The sequence below is a fragment of the Oceanospirillum multiglobuliferum genome (assembly GCF_900167095.1).
Lineage (GTDB): Bacteria > Pseudomonadota > Gammaproteobacteria > Pseudomonadales > Halomonadaceae > Oceanospirillum > Oceanospirillum multiglobuliferum.
In genome coordinates this window covers 23,082-46,714 of sequence record NZ_FUXG01000022.1, presented here as the reverse complement: position 1 = coordinate 46,714, position 23,633 = coordinate 23,082, and the positions used below count along the sequence as shown (strand labels likewise).

Here is a 23,633-nt window from a genome sequence, read left to right as displayed (position 1 = left end):
AGCTGACTCCCATCATCAATACAGGTTGTGAATATTCGGTTACGCTTTCACAACTAGACGTTCGTTGTCTAAATAAATTTCAATTAACTGTGCCGCAGAATTTGGCCAGCTGTAAGATTCAAACGTCTGGAATATGCCACTGACTGAAACCAGTTCCGCTTTAAACTGCTGACAAATTACGCGCGCGTCTTGATCCCCTTGGGCACCTGCTATCGCTTTACCTCGTAGCACACCCCAAATATGAACATTACCATCTGCAATAACTTCCGCGCCTTCATTCACGGAACCTAGCACAACTAAATCGGCACAATCGGCATACACTTGCTGGCCAGAGCGCACTGTACCATGTACAAATTTTGTCGCTTTACGCGCAATGCAACTTTTATCTTGAGCAACGCTTTTAATGTGGCTATCAGTTTGAGGCGGAAACCAACCTAAACCTAAGGCCCACGCCGACTGTTTTACATTATCTAAAGCACAGCGCACAGCGATAGGTATCAAACCATTACGCTTGCAAGCCGCAACGATAAGATCTAAAGACACAGGATTATCCTGTTCTAAACGTTCAAAAGCCAAAACAACTGGTGTTTGTCGAAAAAAAGCAGGCGCACGACGTGTTTGCTGTTCCAGCTCTTTTTCAATTAATAGTGCATCCGTTGTCAACAACTCAAGCGTTGTGACTGTTAATGCACCGCCTTTAAACTGAAATGCAGGCTCTTGCCCAGAAAGTTTCAGTGCCACAACCTCGCCTTAGCTCTATATTTGAACATCAATTAAATCTATGTGACCTACTTCAATTATACAAGACTCGAAAGGATTAGACCGTAAAAGAATTTTTGATAACAGAATTTAGATTAAGTCATTTCATCTACTCTAAAAAAAACGCTGCTCAGGTTTACTGAACAGCGCTTTGTTTCCGAGCATTAAGCTTTACATATGCACAACGATTAGCACATGTGCTGACCACCGTTAATGGCGATATTAGCACCAGTGATAAAGCCGTTATTTTCTGCAGCTAGAAATGACACTGTACGCGCAATCTCTTCCGGCTGACCAAAACGACCGACAGGAATACCTTCCATAATTTTATTACGAATAGGCTCATCAATTTTCATGATCATATCAGTTGCAATATAACCAGGAGAGATAGTGTTAACCGTAATACCTTTACGCGCAGTTTCTTGTGCTAGAGCTTTAGTAAAACCGTGCATACCTGCTTTTGCAGCAGAATAGTTTGATTGGCCAAACTGACCTTTTTGCCCATTAATGGATGAAATATTGATGATGCGGCCAAACTGCATCTCCAACATGCTATCCAAACAAGCCTTACTTGTATTGAATACACTGTCTAGGTTGACATTGAGCACTTCATGCCATTGTTCCCAGCTCATTTTCTTCATCACACCATCACGAGTGATACCTGCATTATTCACCAGCACTGATACAGGGCCATAAACCTCTGCAATAGTATTGATTGCCGTGCGGCAGGACTCGTAATCCCCTACATTCATGTAGCTAATACCAAATTCATAGCCATCTGCTTTTTGAGCTTCTTGCCATGCTTTTGCTTTTTCTTCATTGCTATAGGCCGCAATCACCTGATAACCATCATCAGACAGCTGACGACAAATAGCTGCACCAATACCACCTGTACCACCTGTTACTAAGGCGATTCTCTTACTCATCTGACAGTCCCTCTGCTTTAGATGTTTTTCCTGCTTATCCATATTTAGTCCACCAAAATAGATATTTTGGCCTGCTAATACGGTCTTTTATTCTAGTTTCACCACCATGAAAACATGGTTTTGTTAAAAAACGTTGACAACGCACTTGCGATATATATAATGTCGCCTACTTTGATGCGGGATGGAGCAGCCTGGTAGCTCGTCGGGCTCATAACCCGAAGGTCGTCGGTTCAAATCCGGCTCCCGCTTCCAAATTCTAAAAAGCCAGTTGTTAACTCAACTGGCTTTTTTTATGCCTTGTAAAAAGGTATCAAAGAACATTCTGATAAACAACAGCCTAATGACCAAATGGTCACTATAGTTGGATCAAAAAGCCTGAATTTGTTTTATTTTCAAATAGTTAAATAAAAACATAGACAGGAGCTAAGTTAAGCCTATAATGGTGCCTACTTTGATGCGGGATGGAGCAGCCTGGTAGCTCGTCGGGCTCATAACCCGAAGGTCGTCGGTTCAAATCCGGCTCCCGCTTCCAAATTCTAAAAAGCCAGTTGTTAACTCAACTGGCTTTTTTTATGCCTTGTAAAAATATACCCGCCTCCCTTTGCACTAAAACCATAAGTATTTTGAGGTTAAAGCAGAACTTTTCTTGAACTTGAAAGGTAAAACCAATAATTTATCCAGAGTTACACTTTGTAAACTTTTGCGACTCATCTGTTAAGGTTCAATTATGCTCTCCTTTTCTACCGACATGGACAGGTCAGAAGAATTTAAGCTGTTAGCCTCTACCTTTAATGCACATCAACCCATCGCCATTCTGGACCGCAACGGGACCTTTATTAAAGTAAACGCTGCTTTTTGCAACTTGAGTGGATATAGCGCCCTTCAACTAAAAGGGGCAAATGTTAGGCTGTTACGCTCTGACCGCCACAATGATCAATTTTATCATGAGTTTTGGCTTGCACTTTATGAGCACGGCTATTGGCAGGGCGAGCTATGGAATAAGCTCAAGTCAGGTGAGATACGCTTGCATGTGAATATTTCAGCGGTTACCGATGAGCAAGGACACTTCACTCATTATGTTGCATTCTATGAAGATGAAAGCGTGCGCTACCAGCAGCAACTATTGCTAGAGCAAAAGGCGGCTCAAGAAACTTCCCTCAGTATCCTGATGGCTTATTGTCTCGATGAATTGCCAATGACTGCATTTCTCAACCAATGTATGGAGCAAATAAGACAAAACCATCAATGGCATTGGAAGCTCTTATCCCTCTATCAATTGACCCACTCTGAACTGCATTCAATACTTAGCCATGGTGCATGTGTGCAGAACAATTGCGAAAAGAGCGCGATGACACAATCACTTTGTCGAAGTGTTATTCAACAAGGCGCGCCTAAAGAACTGCCGCTTGATGCGCTTGGTTTAAGCAGCTGCTTGATTGAAAAAGACCATGCTCTATATGCCGTTCCCCTGAATCAAAATCAAAAAGCATCAGTATTGGTGCTCTATTTACCTAAGTTTGTAATTGATAATCACGAGAGCCGTGCCTTTTTACACCGTGTTGTACATGTACTTGGCATGGGCATTAATAAGCGTATTTCTGATCAAGCGCTAGAGGATGCACGTAAAAGAGCCGAACTTTCAAGCAAAGCCAAATCACAGCTTCTATCTAGCGTCAGCCATGAGCTACGCACCCCTCTTAATGCTATTTTAGGCTTTAGCCAACTGCTACAAGATGAGGGACTAAACGAAATTCAGCTTGAATACTCACAAGAGATTCACGCTGCGGGAAAGCATTTACTTAATCTAGTGAACGATATTTTAGACTTGGCTCGTATGGAGCAGGGTCGAGTAAAACTTAATGTTGAAGCTTTGAGTCTATCCGCTTCTCTAAGTGAAACCTTGGCTATGGTTCAACAGCTCGCATTAGAAAAAAATGTGTGCATTGAGTTCTCTGATAAAGCGCGAATACTGCCAGAGGTTAACGCCGACCCTATCAGGCTAAAACAAGTCCTGCTCAACTTACTATCGAACGCTATAAAATATAACGAGGTAAATGGCCAAGTACGCTTACACCTAAAAAGCATAGCCAATCAGAAAATTAGGCTTGAAATTGAAGACTCAGGCCAAGGTGTTCCAGAAGATAAAGAACAGCTTTTATTCCAAGCCTTTAACCGATTAGGTGCCGAGCAAGGCCCTACAGAAGGCACCGGTATTGGCCTTGCCATCTGTAAACGCTTGATAAAGCTAATGCATGGCGAGATTGGCTATCAGCGCCATCCTGTAAAGGGCAGTATTTTCTGGATTGAGCTTCCTTTTGCACATTATGCGCAAGAGATCAGTGCTAAAACCTCCCGCGCTCACTTCAATATTCTGTGTCTTGATGACGATCCGATACATCTACGCCTTATTGAAGGGCTGTTAAGCCAACACCCAGAGCTTAAACTTTTCACCGAAACAAATGCCAGTTACGCACTTGAGTTTGCGTTGAAACAACCTGTAGATTTAATCCTATTAGATTTACATATGCCCGAGCTTAGTGGCTACGAAGTGTTAGAAATATTAAAAGCCAGCCCCAGAACCGCAACCATTCCTGTCGTGGCGATCAGTGCAGAGAACAATCCTGAACAGATCAATCAATGCTTACTATCAGGGTTCACCGAATACCTCACTAAACCACTGTCTGTTGATAAGCTTCTTGTTGTAGTCGAACAGCTTCAACAGGAACAGAAACAGCTTCTACAGCATCAGGACTAACTCAACTACGTCTAGCTTTTGCCCTCCATAACAAAAGTTTTGAAAAAAAACTGTACATCTTAAAAACTGAGCTATAGTTACTACTGTGAAGTGAAACAAAGTTTCTCTGATCTAAAAAACACCTAAACGGTGTCGGTTAAAAACCGGATGTAAGACCGAAGCAAGACGCAAGACGCAAGACGCAAGACGCAAAATCGTAGTAAACCGCAAGTTATACGAAGTGAAGTAACGCAATGCAATACCGAAAACTTATCAAGAAAGTGAGCAAGGCGTAAAACACCGAAGACGAATATGCAGTTGCTATACCGCAGTAAAGTTACACCGCAAGACAAGACCCATGTAATACAGCATGATGATAGTTAGACCCGAAAGTGAAAAATGTTACACGCTATACGCAGTAAACCTTGGTCACTTTTCTTGATATCGATGTTTAACTTAAGACCGATTCAGTTCAATTTTTTTGATCAAAGAGGAGGTGTCATCAAATCGTAAATACAGCCATGATTCAGCTTCTGTTGAAGGTCACACAAACCTGATTTTATAACGGCCACAGCTTAAAAAACCAAAGCAACACTGAATAAACACTCAATCCTATATTGTTGATGACAACCAAGGCACAGGAGGTTCAGTGAAGGAATGGATTAACTGGGGGAGCGTTGAAGATGTTCGAGGAAATGCTCAATACAGTACAAGGGCAATGTCCTTATTGTGGGTCTGAATTAGAACTTGCGGTAGATGTCACGGGAGGAGACCAAGACTACTATGAAGATTGCCAGACTTGCTGCGCTCCAATTCAAGTATTTGTACGTGTTGATATGGAGGAAAATTTGTCGAGTGTAGAATTTAAGCGGGAGGACAACTCCTGAATACTTTTAAAATGTTGTTTACTGTTTCACCATAAATCCCCCTAAAACTAGGGGGATTTTTTGTTTTTATACCCTGCCTTCCTGCTTGATCAGCATTACCAATCACAGTTATTCACCAATCCAATTGGCCTGCCAACATAAATCGCTTTACACTAGCGACCATTCAAAACACGCTTAAGCACAGCAAAATGCCTGTGAACAAGAAGCGTCAAACTGGCTAGCATTTGAATTTTTTGTCCCCATATTGGCAGACAACCAGATTCACATTAACGCCCAATACTGATTATTGCCGCCACTCACAGGCAGGAGATATCCATGAGCAACAACCGCCACGAAAAACTGATTATTTTAGGTTCAGGCCCTGCTGGCTATACCGCAGCAGTTTATGCTGCACGCGCCAACCTGAAACCCGTCATTATCACAGGCATGCAGATGGGTGGTCAGCTCACCACCACTACCGATGTAGACAACTGGCCGGGTGCATTTGACGGTATTCAAGGCCCGCAACTGGTTGAAGATATGCGTAAACACGCTGAACGCTTTGACACTGAAATAGTCTTCGACCACATCAACGCGGTAGAACTGACCCAGCGCCCATTTACACTGAAAGGTGATCAAGGCACTTATACCTGTGACGCCTTGATTATTGCCACAGGCGCTAGCGCCCAGTATCTCGGTCTACCAAGTGAAGAAGCCTTTATGGGCAAAGGTGTTTCTGCCTGCGCAACCTGTGACGGTTTCTTCTACCGTAATCAGGAAGTGGCTGTGATCGGTGGTGGTAACACCGCAGTAGAGGAAGCCCTTTACCTTGCGAACATTGCCAAAAAAGTAACCCTGATTCACCGTCGTGACAGCCTGCGTTCTGAAAAGATTTTACAGGACAAGCTGTTTGAAAAAGCCGCCAACGGCAACATCGAAATCATCTGGAACCACACATTAGATGAAGTGCTGGGTGATGAGATGGGCGTAACAGGTCTACGCCTAAAAGAAACCGATGGCGAGCAAACCCGCGAAATCAATGTGATGGGTGTTTTTATCGCCATCGGCCACAAGCCTAACACGGATATTTTCGCAGGCCAGCTTGAGATGAACGGCGGCTACCTGAAAGTGAAATCAGGTCTGGAAGGCAACGCCACACAAACCAGCATTGAAGGCATCTTCGCCGCAGGTGACGTGATGGATCACGTTTATCGTCAGGCGATTACCTCTGCGGGAACAGGCTGCATGGCCGCACTGGATGCAGAGCGTTACCTAGACAGCCAAGGCTAATCAGCCGATAACGGCTTTTGTCTGAATAATCAAAAACCGATCAAGCCATAGTTTGAGAGTTTTTTATAGCGTTTGAAAACTCTCAACTAAAAGTATCCAGTTTGGGTTGACCAGAACAGTGATCAAAATTTGATAGAGCTTGGGTCGGATGCAGAGTCCTTTCTCCATTATCGAGTTACTGTTGTTGCAGAGAAGATAAATCAATACTTTGCTTAGCAGATCGTGTTTTAAGAGTTGTGCTAGCGTTTTGTTTCAATTTTGGTCGGAGAGTGAATTAAACCTTTATTCATTCCCACCACTATAAACCAAAAAGCCCCAACCTTTTCAGGTCGGGGCTTTTGAGCTTTAAGCGTTTAACCCGCGATTAAGCTTGTTGTGCTTTCAGCTTCAAGCGGCAAGCATGCAGCAGTGGCTCGGTGTAACCACTTGGCTGTGTGGTGCCTTCTAGTACCAGTTTGCAAGCAGCTTCAAAAGCGACGCCATCAAAGTTAGGTGCCATTGGGGTGTAGGTTGGGTCGTTGGCGTTTTGGCGGTCTACAACACCTGCCATGCGCTTCATGGTTTCCATCACTTGGGCTTCAGAGCAGATGCCGTGATGTAACCAGTTGGCGATGTGCTGGCTGGAGATACGCAGTGTCGCGCGGTCTTCCATTAGGCCAACGTCGTTGATATCCGGCACTTTAGAGCAGCCGACACCTTGGTCAACCCAACGTACTACATAGCCCAGAATACCCTGTGCGTTGTTATCCAGCTCTTGTTGAATCTCTTCTGCGCTCCAGCTTGGGTTTGGCTCAACTGGAATGGTTAGAATGTCATCTAAAGAGGCGCGCGCGCGTGATTTCAGCTCTTGCTGACGGGCGAATACGTCAACTTTGTGGTAGTGCATGGCGTGTAGAGTGGCCGCTGTTGGCGAAGGTACCCAAGCGGTGTTGGCACCTGATAGTGGGTGACCAATTTTAACCTCTAGCATGTTCGCCATTTGGTCAGGAATCGCCCACATGCCTTTACCAATCTGCGCTTTGCCGCTTAGGCCGCAGTTTAGGCCGTTGTCTACGTTCCAGTTTTCATAAGCGCCAATCCAAGCCGCAGCTTTCATTTCGCCTTTGCGTACCATTGGGCCCGCTTCCATAGAGGTATGAATCTCATCACCTGTACGGTCTAGGAAACCAGTGTTGATGAATACCACGCGCTCTTTAGCGGCACGGATACACTCTTTTAGGTTAACGGTGGTGCGACGCTCTTCGTCCATGATGCCCATTTTCAGGGTGAAACGAGCCAGACCTAATGCGTCTTCGATGCGAGCAAACAGTTCGTTAGCAAATGCTACTTCTTCTGGGCCGTGCATTTTAGGTTTTACGATATACATTGAGCCAGTGGTGGTGTTGCGGAACTGGCCTAGACCTTTAATATCGTGCAGTGAGATCAACGCAGTACATAGGCCGTCGATGATGCCTTCTGGTACTTCGTTGCCGTCTTTGTCCAAAATCGCGCTATTGGTCATTAAGTGACCTACGTTGCGCACGAACATCAAGCTGCGGCCTTTCAGTGCCAAAGCTGAACCGTCTTTTGCGGTGTATTCACGGTCGGCATTGATGCGACGTGTGAAGGTTGTGCCGCCTTTGCTCACTTCTTCGGTTAGGTCACCTTTCATCAGACCTAACCAGTTGCGATAGATCACCACTTTGTCGTCGGCATCTACTGCTGCAACTGAGTCTTCGCAATCCATAATGGTGGTCAGTGCTGACTCCATGACGATATCTTTTACGCCTGCGGCATCGTCTTTGCCGATCTGGTGCGTACGGTCAAACTGTACTTCAAAGTGCAGGCCGTTGTTGATCAGCAGCACTGCAGTTGGATCTGCTTGTTCGCCGTTGAAACCAACAAACTGCTCAGGGTTGGCCAGACCTGTTTCTGAACCATCTTTAAGGGTGACAACCAGTGCGCCCTCTTTTACCGCGTACTGAGTGGCTTGGGTGTGGTCGCTAGAGGCTAATGGCGCTGATTCGTTCAGGAAGTTACGAGCAAAAGCGATTACTTTTGCACCGCGAGCTGGATTGTAACCATTGCCCTTTTCTGCGCCGCCTTCGTCAGAAATAGCATCTGTACCGTATAGCGCGTCGTATAGGCTGCCCCAACGTGCGTTTGCAGCGTTCAGTGCAAAACGGGCGTTCATCACAGGCACTACAAGTTGTGGGCCTGCCATAGTGGCCATTTCTGGATCAACATTTTCGGTGGTAACTTGGAAGTCTTCGCCCTCTGGCAGCAGATAGCCAATTTCACCTAGGAAATCTTTGTAAGCGTTCAGGTCAAAAGCTTGGCCTTTACGAGCGCGGTGCCATTCGTCAATTTGCGCTTGCAGTTGATCACGCTTCGCTAGTAGTTCGCGGTTACGTGGGGCTAGGTCATGGACGATAGCGTCAAACTGAGCCCAGAACTGGTTAACGTCAACACCTGTGCCGGGTGCTGCTTCGTTAGTAATGAAATCGTATAGCGCTTTTGCAACGCTTAGGTTGCCGGTCTGAACGCGTTCAGTCATTGAAGTGTGCCTCTAAAACTTATAGAACTTATTTTTGCCCTTGTGCGCCTAAATGCCTGTGTGCCGCAGGTTGGCGCTTTTAGTGTGCTCACCTGATTTAGATCAGGCTTAACGGGCTTAAGATACCTGAAAACAGGGCTTTTTGTCCCTACACGTACGCCTAATGAATAAGACAAACGCGACGCATAGGTCATAAATTGCCCATAAAGTCGGAAAAATGTGTGGAAAATAGCAGGTGAGAGGGCGTTGATGTACTTGAGTAGATATAGAAACTACACCGCAAACCCTCGCCCAAATATGGGCGGGGGTATCAGTCAGTTTATTAATTTTGGCTGACGGAATAGCCGCTCTGTCAGGCAGATTTATGCTCGCTTACGTAGCACTAGTATTTTGCGATATTGCTCTGGATCTTTAATCACACTGCTTTGATCTTCATTAGGTGGTGAAAGATGCTTGGCAATTAAACGGGATAGCCAATAGCGCAACGCACAAGCCCGTAAAAACCCCGGTAAGGCTTGTTGTTCATCTGGGCGTAAAGGGCGAACCTTCTGATAACCCGCTAATACGGCTGTGCCGATACTGGTATTAGGTTCATCACCCGCTTGAAAGCTCCAGTCATTGATCACAACCGCCAAGTCATAGAGCCAGTGACCTGTGCAACCGTTGTAAAAATCTATGACACCTGTTAGCTCATCACCGGCAAAGAAGCTGTTATCCCGAAACAGATCACCGTGAATCACCCCTTGAGGCAGGTCAGGGTAGGTTTCCAATAGCTCTGCAAACTGTGCAACTTCTTTTTGCATCAGTCGTTGATCATCTTCCGACAAAAACGCTAAGACATCGGGCATGCGTTGCTGCAACCACTCAATACTACGTTGGTTAGGACGCTGAATAGGGAACTGCTGCCCTGCCAGATGCAGCTGAGCCAGCCACTGACCAATGGCTTTAGCTTGTATCGCATTAGCCTGCTCAGGGTGTTGTCCCTGTAAGAATGGAAATAATAGTGAGGGCTTGCCTTCAATTTGATGTAAAACTTGTCCTTGTAGATCAGGCAAAGGCGCAGCTACTGCAAAGCCTTGTGTCGCTAAAAAGCTGAGTAGCTGCACAAAGTAATCTAGATCCTCACCGCTACCTTGCTCAAACAGCGTCAAAATAAAGCGCTGCTCACCACTGATCAGCTGATAGGTGGTGTTTTCAACGCCACCCGCCATGCCTTTAAGTTGACTGGTTTCAGCAAAGCCATAACGCTGACAAAGCTCGGTTAATTCAGATGCAGAAACTGCAGTATAAACAGCCATAAATCGACCTAAACGCCTTATAAATCCACGGGAAAAGAGCGCTATACTAATTCATATTACCAGCGTAGCAAAACCCATTCGGGGATTAAAAACGACTTACGGTTCGATTCAGAGCGTACATAGTTGCCGTCACCATTCACATCCACCAGATAATACTCTGGCCCCATCTTAGGCTTTACTTTAATGGCATATAGCACGCCATTAACGCGATATTCATACAAAGTGCGGTCACCGCCATCACGAATGGTAATTTCAGGCTCAGGCTGTTGGTTTTCTGCCTGTGCTTGTGCTAACGGCAAACAGAGTAAAAGGCCAAAAAAGAGTGCGCGTAACATGCTTTAATCCTTGTCAGACCTTTGGTCTGAATCCACTGTGCTTTATGATGAAGCTAATCTGCCAAGAGTCAGCCTCTTGTGCCTCTAGTATAACCGAGTTGAGTTGATATCCCGTTATGAATGATGCCACCTTATTGCCCTTAGTTTTGGTTGATGGCTCCTCTTATTTGTATCGTGCGTTTCATGCGATGCCCCCCCTGATGACCTCTAAAGGCCAACCAACAGGGGCAACAAAAGGTGTGGTGAACATGCTGAAAAGCTTGTTGCGCCAGTATCCACGCTCACCTGTCGTGGTCGTATTTGACGCCAAAGGCAAAACCTTCCGCGATGACCTATACGCAGAGTACAAAGCCCAGCGGCCACCAATGCCAGACGACTTGCGCCTGCAAATTGAGCCGATTCACCAAACCATTAAAGCCTTAGGTATGCCGTTGCTTTGTATTGAAGGGGTTGAAGCGGACGATGTGATCGGCACCTTGGCGCATCAGGCAGAACAGCAAGGCCGCTCGGTGGTGATCTCCACAGGGGATAAAGACATGGCGCAACTGGTGACCGACAAAGTCACCTTAGTGAACACCATGACCGATACGGTGATGGACATTCCCGGCGTACATGAAAAGTTTGGCATTGGCCCCGAGCTGATTATCGACTTTTTGGCCTTGATGGGCGACAAAGTGGACAACATCCCTGGCGTGCCGGGCGTGGGTGAAAAAACGGCGTTGGGTCTATTGCAAGGTTTAGGGGGCTTAGATCAAATTTATGCCAACCTTGATCAGATCGCCACTTTAGAGTTTCGGGGCGCGAAAACCTTAGCCAAAAAAATGGCCGAACATAAAGAGATGGCCTATCTATCTTATCTGTTGGCCACCATTAAGCTTAATGTTGAGCTGGATATTAATATCGACCAGCTGGTGATGGCACCACAAGACATTGACACCTTAAAAGATATTTATACTGAATTAGAGTTTAAAAGCTGGGTGACTGAACTGGAGCGTCAAACTCCAGATCAACCGCCTGCGTTTGAACTGACAAGCTCACCGAGTGCGACCTCAACGCTCGACATGGATCAAGCACCTCAAGCCACACACCCCCCTGTTGAGATAGCCAGTCCCATCAGCCAAGACGGTTATGAAACACTGCTGACAGAAGCGGCATTCAATCAGTGGCTCAGCCAACTGCAAGCCGCACCACAGTTTGCCTTTGATACTGAAACCACCAGTTTGGATTATATGCAGGCGGATATTGTTGGCGTCTCCTTTGCCATAGAAGCTGGCAAAGCTGCTTATGTGCCTGTGGCCCACGACTATATGGGCGCACCTGAACAGTTGGAACGTGCATGGGTATTAGCGCAGTTAAAACCACTATTGGAAGATCCAAATAAAGGCAAAATCGGCCAAAACCTGAAGTACGACATGAGCGTGCTGGCGCGCTATGACATTCAACTACAAGGTATTGCCGACGACACCATGTTGGCGTCCTATGTGCTGAATTCCACTGCCACAAAACACAATATGGACAGCCTAGCCGAGAAGTATCTCGGCCATACCACTATCAGTTTTGAACAGATTGCAGGCAAAGGTAGCAAACAGCTGACCTTTAATCAGATCGAGCTAGAACAAGCTTCACCTTATGCGGCTGAAGATGCCGACATCACCCTGCGTTTGCACCATAGCTTGCAGGCCGATTTGCAACAGCTGCCGTCCCTGCAAAAGCTACTACAGGAGATTGAGCTGCCTTTAATCCCCGTACTTTCAAGCATTGAGCGCAATGGTGCTAAGGTAGATCTGCATAAACTAGGAGAACACAGCCAAGAGATGAGCGCACGCCTGATCCAGTTAGAGCGCGAGGCGTTCGAGTTGGCGGGTAAAGAGTTCAACCTAAGCTCGCCAAAACAGCTGGGTGAAATTCTCTACGAAGAGATGAAAATTCCCGTTAAAAAGAAAACCCCAAAAGGCCAGCCCTCAACCGCTGAAGCGGTACTGCAAGAGCTTGCCTTAGATTACCCGCTGCCCAAGTTATTGATGGAACACCGTAGCCTAAGCAAGCTGAAATCGACCTATACCGATAAGCTGCCGCAGATGATAAATCCGGCTACAGGGCGCATTCACACCTCGTACCATCAGGCGGTCACCGCAACCGGACGTTTGTCCTCTAGCGACCCAAACCTGCAAAACATTCCGATTCGTACCGAAGAGGGGCGTCGTATTCGCCAAGCCTTTATTGCAGAAGAGGGCTTCAGCATTGTCGCGGCCGATTACTCGCAAATTGAGCTGCGCATTATGGCGCATCTGTCGGGCGACAAAGGGTTATTAACCGCCTTTCAGCAGGATCAAGATGTTCACCGCGCCACCGCTGCCGAGGTGTTCGGTTGCACCGTCGATGAGGTTAGCTCAGATCAACGCCGCAGCGCCAAAGCGATCAACTTCGGCCTGATCTACGGCATGTCCGCCTTTGGTTTAGCCAAGCAACTGAATATCGGCCAAGCCCAAGCCAAAATCTATATTGAGCGCTACTTCGACCGTTACCCCGGTGTACGCCGTTATATGGATGAGATTCGGGTCAGCGCCAAAGAGCTGGGCTATGTGGAAACGCTGTTTGGTCGCAGACTGTACCTACCTGAGATCAATGCTCGTAATGGAGCCATGCGCCAAGCCGCAGAGCGCACCGCGATTAACGCCCCAATGCAAGGCACCGCAGCAGATATTATCAAGCGCGCCATGATCCATGTGAATCAATGGTTAATAGAAGGCCAAGACCCCGCCTGCCAGAATGTGAAAATGATCATGCAGGTACACGATGAATTGGTGTTTGAAGTGCCCAATGCACAGGTTGAAGCCTTTAAATTGGCCTTAAAGCCTTATATGGAAAATGCCGCAGCGTTAGACGTGCCACTGCTGGTTGAAACCGGATCAGGTGCCAACTGGGATCAGGCCCATTAAATAAAAGACGTGCTGTATCGCTACAAACAAGCGCCCCTCTGAGTAACCTCAAAGGGGCGTTTTTATTACTTGAATTCAAGCGGTACAATAATAAGCCTGATGAAAAATAAGGTTAAGCTAGGGTATGATGCTTAACCTCTGTGAGGTTACCAAGCTCACTCATAATAAAAAAATCTTGGCTTTTGGTTCGTTAAAGTCCTGCGATACTCAAGAGACCGAAGAGATAAAAAGGCGTTTCTATGTTCAGCCGTTTGTCCTTGCGTCAAAAACTACTCATCATCCCTGCGTTAGGCTTTATTGTGACCGCAGTGGTGATTGTGATTATGTTGTTTCTGCTGAACAAGCAGCAATCTTTGGCTCAACATATCACCACCCACGATATTGGCAGCATCAACCGCTACACCAGCTTACTGTCTGACTTTTCCCGTAATCACGTCGCGCTTTATGAGCTATTGACTCAGCATAAAGATAATTTAAGTTCAGAGGCGCTTTCTGAGCTAGGTCATGCACGTTTGACCATCTCTCGCCAAATCGTTAACAATCTTGATGGTCAATATGACCATGATCATCACCGCCAATACTCAAAAATAGAGCTGTATGAGCAGGTCAATCAGCTAAAACTGCAAGCGGAGTCTTATATTGATGTGATGAGTACTGCGCTAGAGTTTGTCAGCAATAATCGACAACTAGAAGCGAACCAACTGTTGTCTGAGGCCAATCGCCGCTTTATGGAAAGCCACAAGCTTTTCATCCTCCTGCTGGAGGCAATGGGAAAAAGCTCGCAGGAAGAAATCAATATTCAGATCAAACTATTCGAGCAAAATATTCTTGCTACGACTTTATTAGTGTTAGTTGCTCTATTGATGTTGTTAGCCTTCAGCTCTAGACAGTCTGGAGAGTTTGCTCGGCATCTGCATGAGATGATCGAAGCCATGAAGGCGCTGGCTAATGGTAACATCAATATTAAGCGTCCCAGAGCTTGGTATAACACTCTTGAGTTAGAGCAGCTATCTGATGCCATTAACTGCTTTCAAACCAGCCTAAAGCAGCTTGACCAAAGTCAGCAAAAAATAGCCCAACAAAACCAGCAACTAAACGAAGAAATTAGTCAGAAAGTAAATGCTGAAGCAGAGCTGACCAACGCCCTAGACGCCCTGCAACTTTCTAATGATGCACTAGAAGGCAGAGTGCAGGAGCGCACCGCACGCTTGGCCAAAATGAACGAAGACCTCCTGCTTGAAATTGACCAGCGCAGTAAAGCTGAAAAGCAACTGCAACTGTTCAAAATGGCGGTATTCAACACCAGTGAAGCGGTGATTATTACTGACTCTAATGCCCGTATTTTAGAAGTTAACCCCGCTTACTGTCGGATTACAGGTTTCAATCGTCAAGAAGTGCTAGGGCAAAACCCTAATATCACTCGCTCTGATCGACATCCTGCAAGCTTCTATCAAGAGATGTGGCAAAGCCTATCGAAAAATGGTCAGTGGAGTGGCGAAATATGGGATCGTCGCAAAAATGGCGAAGTTTTCCCTAAATGGCTTACCATCAACGCCGTGCAAAGCGGTCTAGCACGGGAGTTTGATGAAAACTATACCTTCTACGTTGGTGTGTTTATGGATATCAGCAGCATGAAGCAAGCTGAGCAACAACTAGAGAAGTTAGCTTACTATGACCCGCTGACCAACCTGCCTAATCGAGTGCTCTTTCATGACCGCTTAGAACAAGAGTTAAGAACCGCTGCCAGTGAACATAGTCGCTTTGGTTTGCTGTACCTTGATCTTGATCGCTTTAAATATGTGAATGACACCCTCGGCCACTCTGTGGGCGATCAACTTTTGGTTGAGGTGGGGCGTCGCATCAAAAGCTGTATTCGTGAACCTGATACCGTCGCTCGCATCAGTGGTGATGAATTTACGATTATTATTCGTAGCGTGCATGAGATTCATGATTTAGAAACTGTTGCAGGCAAAATTATTGAACAGATCGAGCAAGCCGTCATTATCGGTGAGCGAGAGGTGTACGTGGGAGCGAGTATCGGTATTAGCTTGTATCCTGAACATGGCAGCTCCTCTGAGACACTGAAAAAACATGCTGATATCGCCATGTACCAGGCCAAAGAGGCTGGGCGTGGGCGCTATAAGCTCTTTGATTATAAAATGACCGATCTGAATGTTGACCGTATGGCGCTCACCACACAGCTTAAGCTTGCGGTCACTCGACAAGAGTTTGTTTTACACTATCAACCTATTATCGAAATTGAATCCCATGCCATTGTTGCAGTAGAAGCCCTTGTGCGCTGGCAACCTGAAAACCATGCTTTGATCTATCCCAATGACTTTATCGAGCATGCAGAAGAAACGGGCTTAATTCATCAAATTGGTACATGGGTGCTAGAAGCAGCCTGTCAGCAAGGTGCTCAATGGAATCAAACCCTTAAGTACCCGCTGGCGATTGCCGTTAATCTATCTGCGGTGCAGTTTGAGAATGACCAGTTAGCGGTGCAAATAGCCGATGTTCTGCAACGCACGGGCTTAAGGCCTGAGTTACTACACGTTGAGATCACCGAAACCACGGTAATGAAACACCCTGAGCGCACCGAAACTATTCTGCGGGATATTGCTGCGCTTGGTGTTGCGATTTCTATTGATGACTTTGGGGCGGGCTATTCATCACTTAGCTATTTGATGCGTTTCACCGCTAATAAGCTGAAAATAGATCGCGCTTTTACACAGCAATTAACTGAACGCCGCAATGATCAAATTATCCCAACGGCCATTATCAACTTAGCCCGTAGTTTGAATTTACAAACCGTAGCTGAGGGGGTTGAAACCGTCTTCCAGCTTAATATGCTGCACGATAAAGGCTGCCAATATGCACAGGGTTATCTGTTCAGCAAACCACTTCCAGTCGATGAGCTAGAACCATTGCTAGTTAAGCATGTGCTGTTGGAGGATGTTAGAGGATTGCACCTTTGAATTTTTTCAGTGCTTAAGAGTCTATAAACCAACAACGCAACTTTCGATAAGCGGTAAGGAGATAAAAACATGTTAAAAAAGCTGAGTGCCTTCGCTATCGCCAGCATCGTCAGTGTTTCAGCTCAAGCCGATGCCGAAGCTTTAAAAGAAAAAGCGCAAGCGCTACTGGATGAATCTGCTGAATTGTTAACAGAGGCCAGTGGTGACTGGGGGCAAAGCCTTAAAGCCTTTGGCAGTAGCCTATGGTCGAAAGGTGAAGATGCCGCAAAAATTGCACAGCAAGAGTTGGAAAAAGCCCAACAATACTTGAAAGAGAAACAAGCTGAACAACAAGCTGAGCCTGAAACAGAAGATAAGAAAAAGCCAGAAACACTCGCCCTTTAACCCTATAAGCAACCTTATTGCGCCTAAACGGAATAATGAACCTTAGTCCCGTTTAGGCCACCATAGCCGCAAAATCTTCAAGTTCCCCAGTAAAAGACTCAACCATACTCAAAACTAGCAACGGAGATAGATAGCAACTACTCTCTACTCTTTGTCTTCCTTCACGCACTGATACTCATCGTTTCTAAGGAGGTTCAGATGCGCCTTATTTTATTATTCAGTAGCTGGTTGCTACTTAGCGCCTGCGCCCATCAAGCCTCTCAGCATCAGGCTGCACCAGCTTATGCTACAACGGAAGAGTATCAGGCTGTTGCCCAAAATCCTGAGTTGGGTGCACTAAGACAGATTGCAGACACAGGTAATCGGCAGGCGATGCTAGAGCTGGCACATCATTATCAGCGTAATAAAACGATTCAAGGCAGTGCGGCCTTATCTTTGATGTGGTTGCGTAAAGCCGCAGATGCAGGTTTAGCCGATGCAATGTATGAGCTTGCTCGCGTGTTTGACTACGGCCAAGTGGTCCCTGAAGACAATCAGCAGGCTTTAGCTTGGTATCAAAGCGCTTCTGCGGCAGGCCATGTTTCTGCCACGGTTAATTTAGGCGTAATGTATGACACTGGCGAAGGCGTTGCGGAGGATAACCAAAAGGCATTTAACTATTATCTACAAGCGGCACAGCAGCAAGATTCTGATGCGCAATACAATCTTGCATTGCTCTATGAAAATGGTGAAGGCGTTGAGATGGACTCAAAGCAGGCCGCCTACTGGTATCGCTTAGCAGCAGAGCAAGGGGACTTGAATGCGATGGTAAACTTGGGGCGCTTATATCATCTAGGAGAGGGAGTTGAGGCGGATGAGAACCAAGCTCGCTATTGGTTTACTCGTGCAGCGAAAGCAGGCGAGCCCAGCGCCCAGTTTAATCTTGCAGGGCTTTATTTTAATCCACAAAATCAAATGCCTGACTATATTCAAGCGGCTCGCTGGTTTAAGCAGGCTGCCCATGGTGGTGTAAAGCCCGCAATGTGGCAGCTCGCTAATATGTATCGCTTAGGCTACGGCGTAGAGCAAGACCCGCGCAAAGCCTTTCGCTGGACACACAAAGCGGCTTACTCTGGCATTGCACCAGCTCAGTTTCAACTGGGTTTGATGTTTCTTCAGGGAGAGGGCACACCCATCAGTCGTAAGCTGGGCATTTTTTGGGTCGCTCAAGCTGCTAGGCAGGGTTACCCCAATGCCCAGCAATACTTTCAGCAGCTAATATCTGTTGATAGTGCCAGCAATATCAGCATGTAATGCTTGGTTTAATTAGCGCGCTAAGGTTTTAATCATGCCTGTGATGGCGCTCAATTGAGGGTTGTCACGGGCGTAAAAGTGACCTTTTTCATATCCCCACCAATCCCAACAACCCTGTGGATTCACTAAGCTTTTACTGGCCTGTGGATATAGTAAAACAATGCCGTTGCTATCTGCCCAGCGTTTGTAACCACTTTGCTCAATAAAAACAGTTTTCAGTGTTTCGCTGCTTTGGCCGCAGCCATGTAAGACTACATGTAGTTGGCACTCACGAGCGCCTGAGCTGCATTGGCTGGGTAGGTAAAGGTAACCACGATCTAACATGCCTTTACCTTCATAATATTTACGCTGATCAAACTCAATCAGCTGCCCTGTGCTGCTATCACTGGGCGCTTGTAGTTGGCCAAATAACACACGCAAAGCCTCTGCTGCACCATCAAAGTGACAGTTTTGAAAATAAGGCGCAGCCTCAGAACCACAGGCTTGTGTACTTAACACCGAAGGGAAAGCATGTCCTGCCTGCGGCATCGCAGTAATTCGAATGTTATAAGACGCCACTATTGTTTGGTAAAAGTTAATTAAACTCTCAGATACCGCAGGCTTTAGCACATCATCTTTTTGTCCATAAAAAATATATACAGGGTCGTCCACCAGCAATGCAGGATCACCAATCTCTTTTTTACGGCTCGCACGATGCAGCATCGCCATACGATCATCAATATCTGCAATAGGAAAGCGAGTTTGCATGCAGGACATCAGTGCGTGGCTTAAACCTTTCATTGCGCAACCCCAAGGGCCTGCGGAAAAAATAGCGGCCCCTTCAATGAGCTCTGGATAAGCCAAATGCAGTTGGTTAGCAAGATAACCACCAGAAGAAAAGCCTGACACTGTAACGCGGCTTTGATGAAGACTAGTGAGTGCTTGTAGGGCAGGTAAGTGATTACTAGTCTCTGGCTGACTGCACCCTATTACAGAGAGTAAGAAAACAACGGGCAGTAAAAACACGAGTTTTTGTAAGGAGAAGCGGTACATGATCCAACCTAAGTCACTCATTCAGTCGGCGTACCTTAACCAAAATCAGCACAAAAGCCTATTCGGCCTTATGCTAAATGACTGTTAGGTCATGCATTAACTTGTCAGTAGCAGTCTATTTTTTTGAGTACAGACACTCAAAAGCTGTAATGACAAGTTATCCACTTTGATTCAGGGCTTAGCAACAGAGTTATCCACAGGTAAGCCGCTAATAAATTCAGTGCTATTCGTGCTCAGGCTCTTTGTAAGCGTCCCTAATCTCAAGAATAGCATCTAGGTTATCCATAAATGCAGCCACAACGGCGGGGTCAAAATGTTTGCCGTTGTTTTCATTGATCAGGGCTAAAGCATCTTCAATCGACCACGCTTTCTTATAAGGACGTGTCGAGGTTAACGCATCAAAAACATCGGCTATGGCACAAATACGACCAACAAGAGGAATCTCCTCTCCTTTCAAGCCATTAGGATAACCAGAGCCATCCCATTTTTCATGATGGGTGAGTGCAATTTCCCGCGCCATACTCAGTAAGTCAGAGCTTTCACCTTCTAAAATATCAGCGCCAATTTGTGCATGTTGTTGCATTAACAGCCACTCTTCAGGTTCAAACTTGCCAGGCTTTAATAGCACCTTGTCTGGAATACCAATTTTGCCAATATCGTGCATTGGGCTAGCATTTAATAAAAGTTCGCATTCTGCTTCATTCATGCCCATTGCAGCACCTAGCAAACGTGAGGTTTTACTCATGCGTACAATGTGTAAGCCTGTTTCGTTATCACGGTACTCCGCAGCACGTCCGAGTCGACGCACAATTTGCAGGCGAGTTTCATTTAACTCATGGGTGCGATCCTGCACTTTTTGTTCTAAAGAGAGGTTAAGCTTTTCCAGCTCTTGGCGGTACAGCGTGCTTTCTAGCAAATTGCTCACACGGTGTAGTAGTTCATTGCGTTCAAAGGGCTTGGTGACATAATCCCGAGCACCCAGCTCTAAAGCCTGTGTTCGAAACTCTTGCGCACTTTGTGCCGTTAGCACCAACACCTGAGGCGTAGGATTAAAACGCTGCCTTAACGCTGTCATAACAGCAAAGCCATCCATGTGCGGCATATTAAGGTCTAGCAGTATAAGGTCATGTTGACCTTGTTCATAAAGGTCACAAACTTGGCGAGAGTCTAAGGTCGATTCAATATTTTGATAACCTGCCTTCGCCAAAGTCCGCTCTAATAGCTTAACGTTGACAGGCTCGTCATCCACTACCAAAAGTCGTGCTGAAAAAATATCTATTCCTGACCCTGCCATCTCTTTAAATTCCTATTGTTAAGATAAAAACGTGTATTAAGTTAAGCCAGCCATTGATCGATACAACGTAAAAAAACTTGGACATCAATCGGCTTAGTCATATATTCCGAAAAGCCTGCTGCAATGGCTTTCTCAATCACTTCCGGCATTGCATCTGCGGTTAGCGCAATCACAGGAATATTCGCAGTTTCACTGCTACATTTCAGTAGTTCTAATAGCTCAAAACCGTTCATGTCAGGTAAGCCCATATCTAACAAAATCAGTTCTGGCTGTTCTCCTGATGCCAACTCTAAGCCATGCAGTGCAGTACCTGCACACAACAACTTAACATTAGTGCGATGATGTAAGGCTTGTTCGATCAGCTTTTGATTGGTTTTGTTATCTTCAATATAAAGTATTGTGCTGAGCTTTGGCGATACAGATGTTTGTTCGTATAAAAAGTCATCATCTTCATCTAAATCAGTTCCGATAGAGGTAGTATCAAATGCCTGAGGTAGATCAATCCAGAACGTACTGCCTTGACCAAGTTGACTAGTAAAGTTTAGCTCACTGTTCATGTTTTCAGCCAGTTTACGACTGATCACTAAGCCAATTCCTGTTCCCTCAATGTGAGATGCCTCAGCACCTAGTCGATGGAAAGGCTGGAATAGCTCTTTTTGATACTCAGCACTAATACCTTCACCGTCATCTTGCACGGCAATTCGCACACGGCCATATTCTGGATTAGAAAATAGTATCCTAATCGTACCAGCCTCTTTGCCGTACTTAATAGCGTTTGAGATCAAATTGAGTAGAATCTGTTTTAAACGGGTGCGATCAGCTTTAACCAAAAAATTTTCAGCTTGAGCTAGGTCGCACTCTATTTGTACTTGGCGCTTAGCCGCTAACGGTTGCGAGAGAGACAAACAATCGCGCAGTACCATATCTACACTGAAAGACTCAATTTTAAGATCAATTCGACCCGCTTCGATCTTGGCTAGGTCTAGAACTTCATTGATTAACTCTAATAAATGTAGCCCTGCTTGCGTGATTTCACTGACACTCTCTTGCTGCTCATCATCAAGCTCCTCTAGCTCTAACAGCTGGCTAAAACCCAGAATGGCATTCAGTGGCGTGCGCAGCTCATGACTCATGCTGGATAGGAACTGAGATTTTGCAAGATTGGCGTGTTCGGCATCTTCTTTCGCAAGAATTAACGCTTGTTCTGTTTGTCGACGAGAAACCCCAAGCGCCAGTACATTACAAATGCGCTTAAGTTGCTCATCATCTTGCTTATTCTGCACATCAAAAGCACGCAAACATACCGTGAGCGCACCAACAAGCTGGCTGTCTAACAATAGAGGTAACAGATAATGGCTATGGGGTTGCACGCCACTACAATGTTGGCAGCTGTTTAAATGCTGTGCTTGAGGTTTGCTCTCTAAAGCGCGCAGTCGTGATAATAAATCCGCATGATTAGAGAGATCAGAAGTCCCTGAAAAATTCAATTCAGCCATTAACTGCCAACTGGGGCTCTTATCATTAGGCGCGATATGCACAGATGCGATAGGCATCAACCAAGGCAAAGATTCTAGTAAAATCTCTAATGTGCGCTGTAAATAGTGCTTGGTTGAGCTGGATTGTAGCGTTAAATGAAATAGCTGGCTGATTAACTGATCTTGCAACGCAGCTCTACGAATTTCTGCTTGCTGCGTCTTAATCTCTGTCAGGTCAATAAATGCAGCAACATAATGGGTTGTGGCACCTTCATCATTTTTTACAGCCGTAATGGTGACCCATTCAGGGTAAATTTCACCATTTTTGCGTTTGTTCCATATTTCGCCTTCCCAGCGTCCACGCTCGTGAATTGATGCCCACATAGCTAAATAGAACTGCTGATTTTGACGACCAGAGTGCAACACACGGAAGGTTTTACCGACAATCTCTTCAGGTTGATAACCCGTAATTTCACAAAAAGCGGCATTCATTTCTAAAATGATGCCGTCATAATTTGCAATCACAATACCTTCATGAGACTCAAAGGCGGTGGCGAGCAGGCGCAGCTTTTCTTCATCGTTTTTACGGGTAGTAATGTCGTGATAGGTGCCTAAAATTCCAGTGGTTTTACCCTCATTATCACGTATTGCTATCTTATGTCCTTGTACCCACAGTACTTTCTTACCTATGGTCAAAGACTCTTCGTAATCAATACTTTGTACATCCCCCGCTAATAACTGCAAGTCCTGCTGTGTTAGCTGAACCCTATTGTCTTCAGCCCAAGGCATTTGCGACAGCGTTAAGCCCTGTAACTGATCTAATGACTCAATCCCTACATCTTGTAAGAAGGCTTGGTTAGCTCCTACGTACTCTAGCTGCGTATTTTTCCAAAAAACGCGGGTGGGAATATTGTCCATCACCAGCTGCATGATTTGAGCGTTAGAAATTACAGTTTGGGTTCTACTTTGTACATCAGATCGCTTCTCGGTCGTGTTGGTCGCCAACTTATGCACAAATATTTCGCACCAATGACGACTTAGCTCAGGCTCAGGTGTGCTATCACTGATCAATATATAGCCTAGGTTCAATGGTACGCAATGCAGCTCACCCACCTTGTAGCTAGATAACTCTTTGGGCTTATCGGCCAATAATTCAGGTAATTGTTCACTAAGATCTTGGGCATGCTCCGACGCATACACACAACGGCCCGATAGATGATACAAACACAGAGTGCGCGCTTGCCAATGCCGCGCAATTAGCCCCATGCTGGCTTGCACCAATGAGGCGGTCTCTGTATGTGTAAAACCAAGGGCATAAAGCTGTTCTGCAAAAGCCTGTTCGGAGATAGGGATCATGCCAATATGAGCTTCTTTTTGATTAATAAAGTTAGAGTATACCCAAACTCACCACATCACTGTGTAAGCAAGACCGAGTATCAGCCAAGAATCAACTAATGCTGACATCAGTATAGAGTGAATTATGGTATAACAAAC

General features: G+C 45.7%; 15 protein-coding genes and 2 tRNA genes. 9 read left to right on the top strand and 8 right to left on the bottom strand.

Going from position 1 to position 23,633, the window contains the following annotated elements; all coding sequences use genetic code 11:
• Positions 1–39: 39 nt before the first annotated feature.
• Positions 40–741, bottom strand: a complete 702-nt coding sequence (gene minC / locus B5D26_RS13355) for a septum site-determining protein MinC (RefSeq protein WP_078746223.1) — start codon at positions 739–741, stop codon at positions 40–42.
• A gap of 206 nt (positions 742–947) precedes the next feature.
• The gene (gene phbB, locus B5D26_RS13350; protein WP_078746222.1) at positions 948–1,685 is read right to left on the bottom strand and encodes an acetoacetyl-CoA reductase; all 738 of its coding nucleotides are present in this window, start codon (positions 1,683–1,685) and stop codon (positions 948–950) included.
• Positions 1,686–1,860: 175 nt separating this feature from the next.
• Between phbB and B5D26_RS13345 the strand changes: the two genes are divergently transcribed.
• From B5D26_RS13345 to trxB, 5 genes are all read left to right on the top strand, one after another.
• A tRNA-Met gene (locus tag B5D26_RS13345) sits at positions 1,861–1,937 on the top strand.
• A 203-nt stretch (positions 1,938–2,140) separates the two neighbouring features.
• A tRNA-Met gene (locus tag B5D26_RS13340) sits at positions 2,141–2,217 on the top strand.
• Between the two features lie 195 nt (positions 2,218–2,412).
• Positions 2,413–4,440, top strand: a complete 2,028-nt coding sequence (locus B5D26_RS13335) for a PAS domain-containing hybrid sensor histidine kinase/response regulator (protein WP_078746221.1) — start codon at positions 2,413–2,415, stop codon at positions 4,438–4,440.
• A gap of 662 nt (positions 4,441–5,102) precedes the next feature.
• The gene (locus B5D26_RS13330) at positions 5,103–5,306 is read left to right on the top strand and encodes a CPXCG motif-containing cysteine-rich protein (RefSeq protein WP_327196256.1); all 204 of its coding nucleotides are present in this window, start codon (positions 5,103–5,105) and stop codon (positions 5,304–5,306) included.
• Positions 5,307–5,621: 315 nt separating this feature from the next.
• Positions 5,622–6,575, top strand: coding sequence for a thioredoxin-disulfide reductase (gene trxB / locus B5D26_RS13325; protein WP_078746220.1), 954 nt, complete (start codon positions 5,622–5,624; stop codon positions 6,573–6,575).
• A 364-nt stretch (positions 6,576–6,939) separates the two neighbouring features.
• Here trxB and B5D26_RS13320 read toward each other — a convergent pair whose 3' ends face one another.
• The 3 genes from B5D26_RS13320 to B5D26_RS13310 all read right to left on the bottom strand — a co-directional run bounded on the left by B5D26_RS13320 (position 6,940) and on the right by B5D26_RS13310 (position 10,744).
• Entirely contained in the window at positions 6,940–9,111 is a 2,172-nt protein-coding gene (locus tag B5D26_RS13320) for a malate synthase G (protein WP_078746219.1), read from the bottom strand.
• A 362-nt stretch (positions 9,112–9,473) separates the two neighbouring features.
• Positions 9,474–10,409 carry a homoserine kinase gene (locus tag B5D26_RS13315; protein ID WP_078746218.1) on the bottom strand — a complete coding sequence of 312 codons (936 nt, stop codon included), beginning with the start codon at positions 10,407–10,409 and terminating at the stop codon, positions 9,474–9,476.
• Positions 10,410–10,465: 56 nt separating this feature from the next.
• Positions 10,466–10,744 carry a DUF2782 domain-containing protein gene (locus B5D26_RS13310; protein WP_078746217.1) on the bottom strand — a complete coding sequence of 93 codons (279 nt, stop codon included), beginning with the start codon at positions 10,742–10,744 and terminating at the stop codon, positions 10,466–10,468.
• A 116-nt stretch (positions 10,745–10,860) separates the two neighbouring features.
• Here B5D26_RS13310 and polA point away from each other — a divergent pair, with 116 nt between their 5' ends.
• The 4 genes from polA to B5D26_RS13290 all read left to right on the top strand — a co-directional run bounded on the left by polA (position 10,861) and on the right by B5D26_RS13290 (position 18,338).
• Positions 10,861–13,683 carry a DNA polymerase I gene (gene polA, locus B5D26_RS13305; RefSeq protein WP_078746216.1) on the top strand — a complete coding sequence of 941 codons (2,823 nt, stop codon included), beginning with the start codon at positions 10,861–10,863 and terminating at the stop codon, positions 13,681–13,683.
• Positions 13,684–13,922: 239 nt separating this feature from the next.
• Positions 13,923–16,661 (top strand): putative bifunctional diguanylate cyclase/phosphodiesterase, encoded by a 2,739-nt coding sequence (locus B5D26_RS13300; protein ID WP_078746215.1) that lies wholly within the window; start codon positions 13,923–13,925, stop codon positions 16,659–16,661.
• 69 nt (positions 16,662–16,730) lie between these two features.
• Positions 16,731–17,045 carry a hypothetical protein gene (locus B5D26_RS13295; RefSeq protein WP_078746214.1) on the top strand — a complete coding sequence of 105 codons (315 nt, stop codon included), beginning with the start codon at positions 16,731–16,733 and terminating at the stop codon, positions 17,043–17,045.
• A gap of 198 nt (positions 17,046–17,243) precedes the next feature.
• Positions 17,244–18,338, top strand: a complete 1,095-nt coding sequence (locus B5D26_RS13290; RefSeq protein ID WP_078746213.1) for a tetratricopeptide repeat protein — start codon at positions 17,244–17,246, stop codon at positions 18,336–18,338.
• Between the two features lie 12 nt (positions 18,339–18,350).
• Here B5D26_RS13290 and B5D26_RS13285 read toward each other — a convergent pair whose 3' ends face one another.
• From B5D26_RS13285 to B5D26_RS13275, 3 genes are all read right to left on the bottom strand, one after another.
• Entirely contained in the window at positions 18,351–19,391 is a 1,041-nt protein-coding gene (locus tag B5D26_RS13285; RefSeq protein ID WP_078746212.1) for an extracellular catalytic domain type 2 short-chain-length polyhydroxyalkanoate depolymerase, read from the bottom strand.
• Positions 19,392–19,593: 202 nt separating this feature from the next.
• Positions 19,594–20,664 (bottom strand): HD domain-containing phosphohydrolase, encoded by a 1,071-nt coding sequence (locus B5D26_RS13280; protein WP_078746211.1) that lies wholly within the window; start codon positions 20,662–20,664, stop codon positions 19,594–19,596.
• A 41-nt stretch (positions 20,665–20,705) separates the two neighbouring features.
• Positions 20,706–23,495, bottom strand: coding sequence for a PAS domain S-box protein (locus B5D26_RS13275; RefSeq protein ID WP_078746210.1), 2,790 nt, complete (start codon positions 23,493–23,495; stop codon positions 20,706–20,708).
• Between the last annotated feature and the right edge of the window lie 138 nt (positions 23,496–23,633).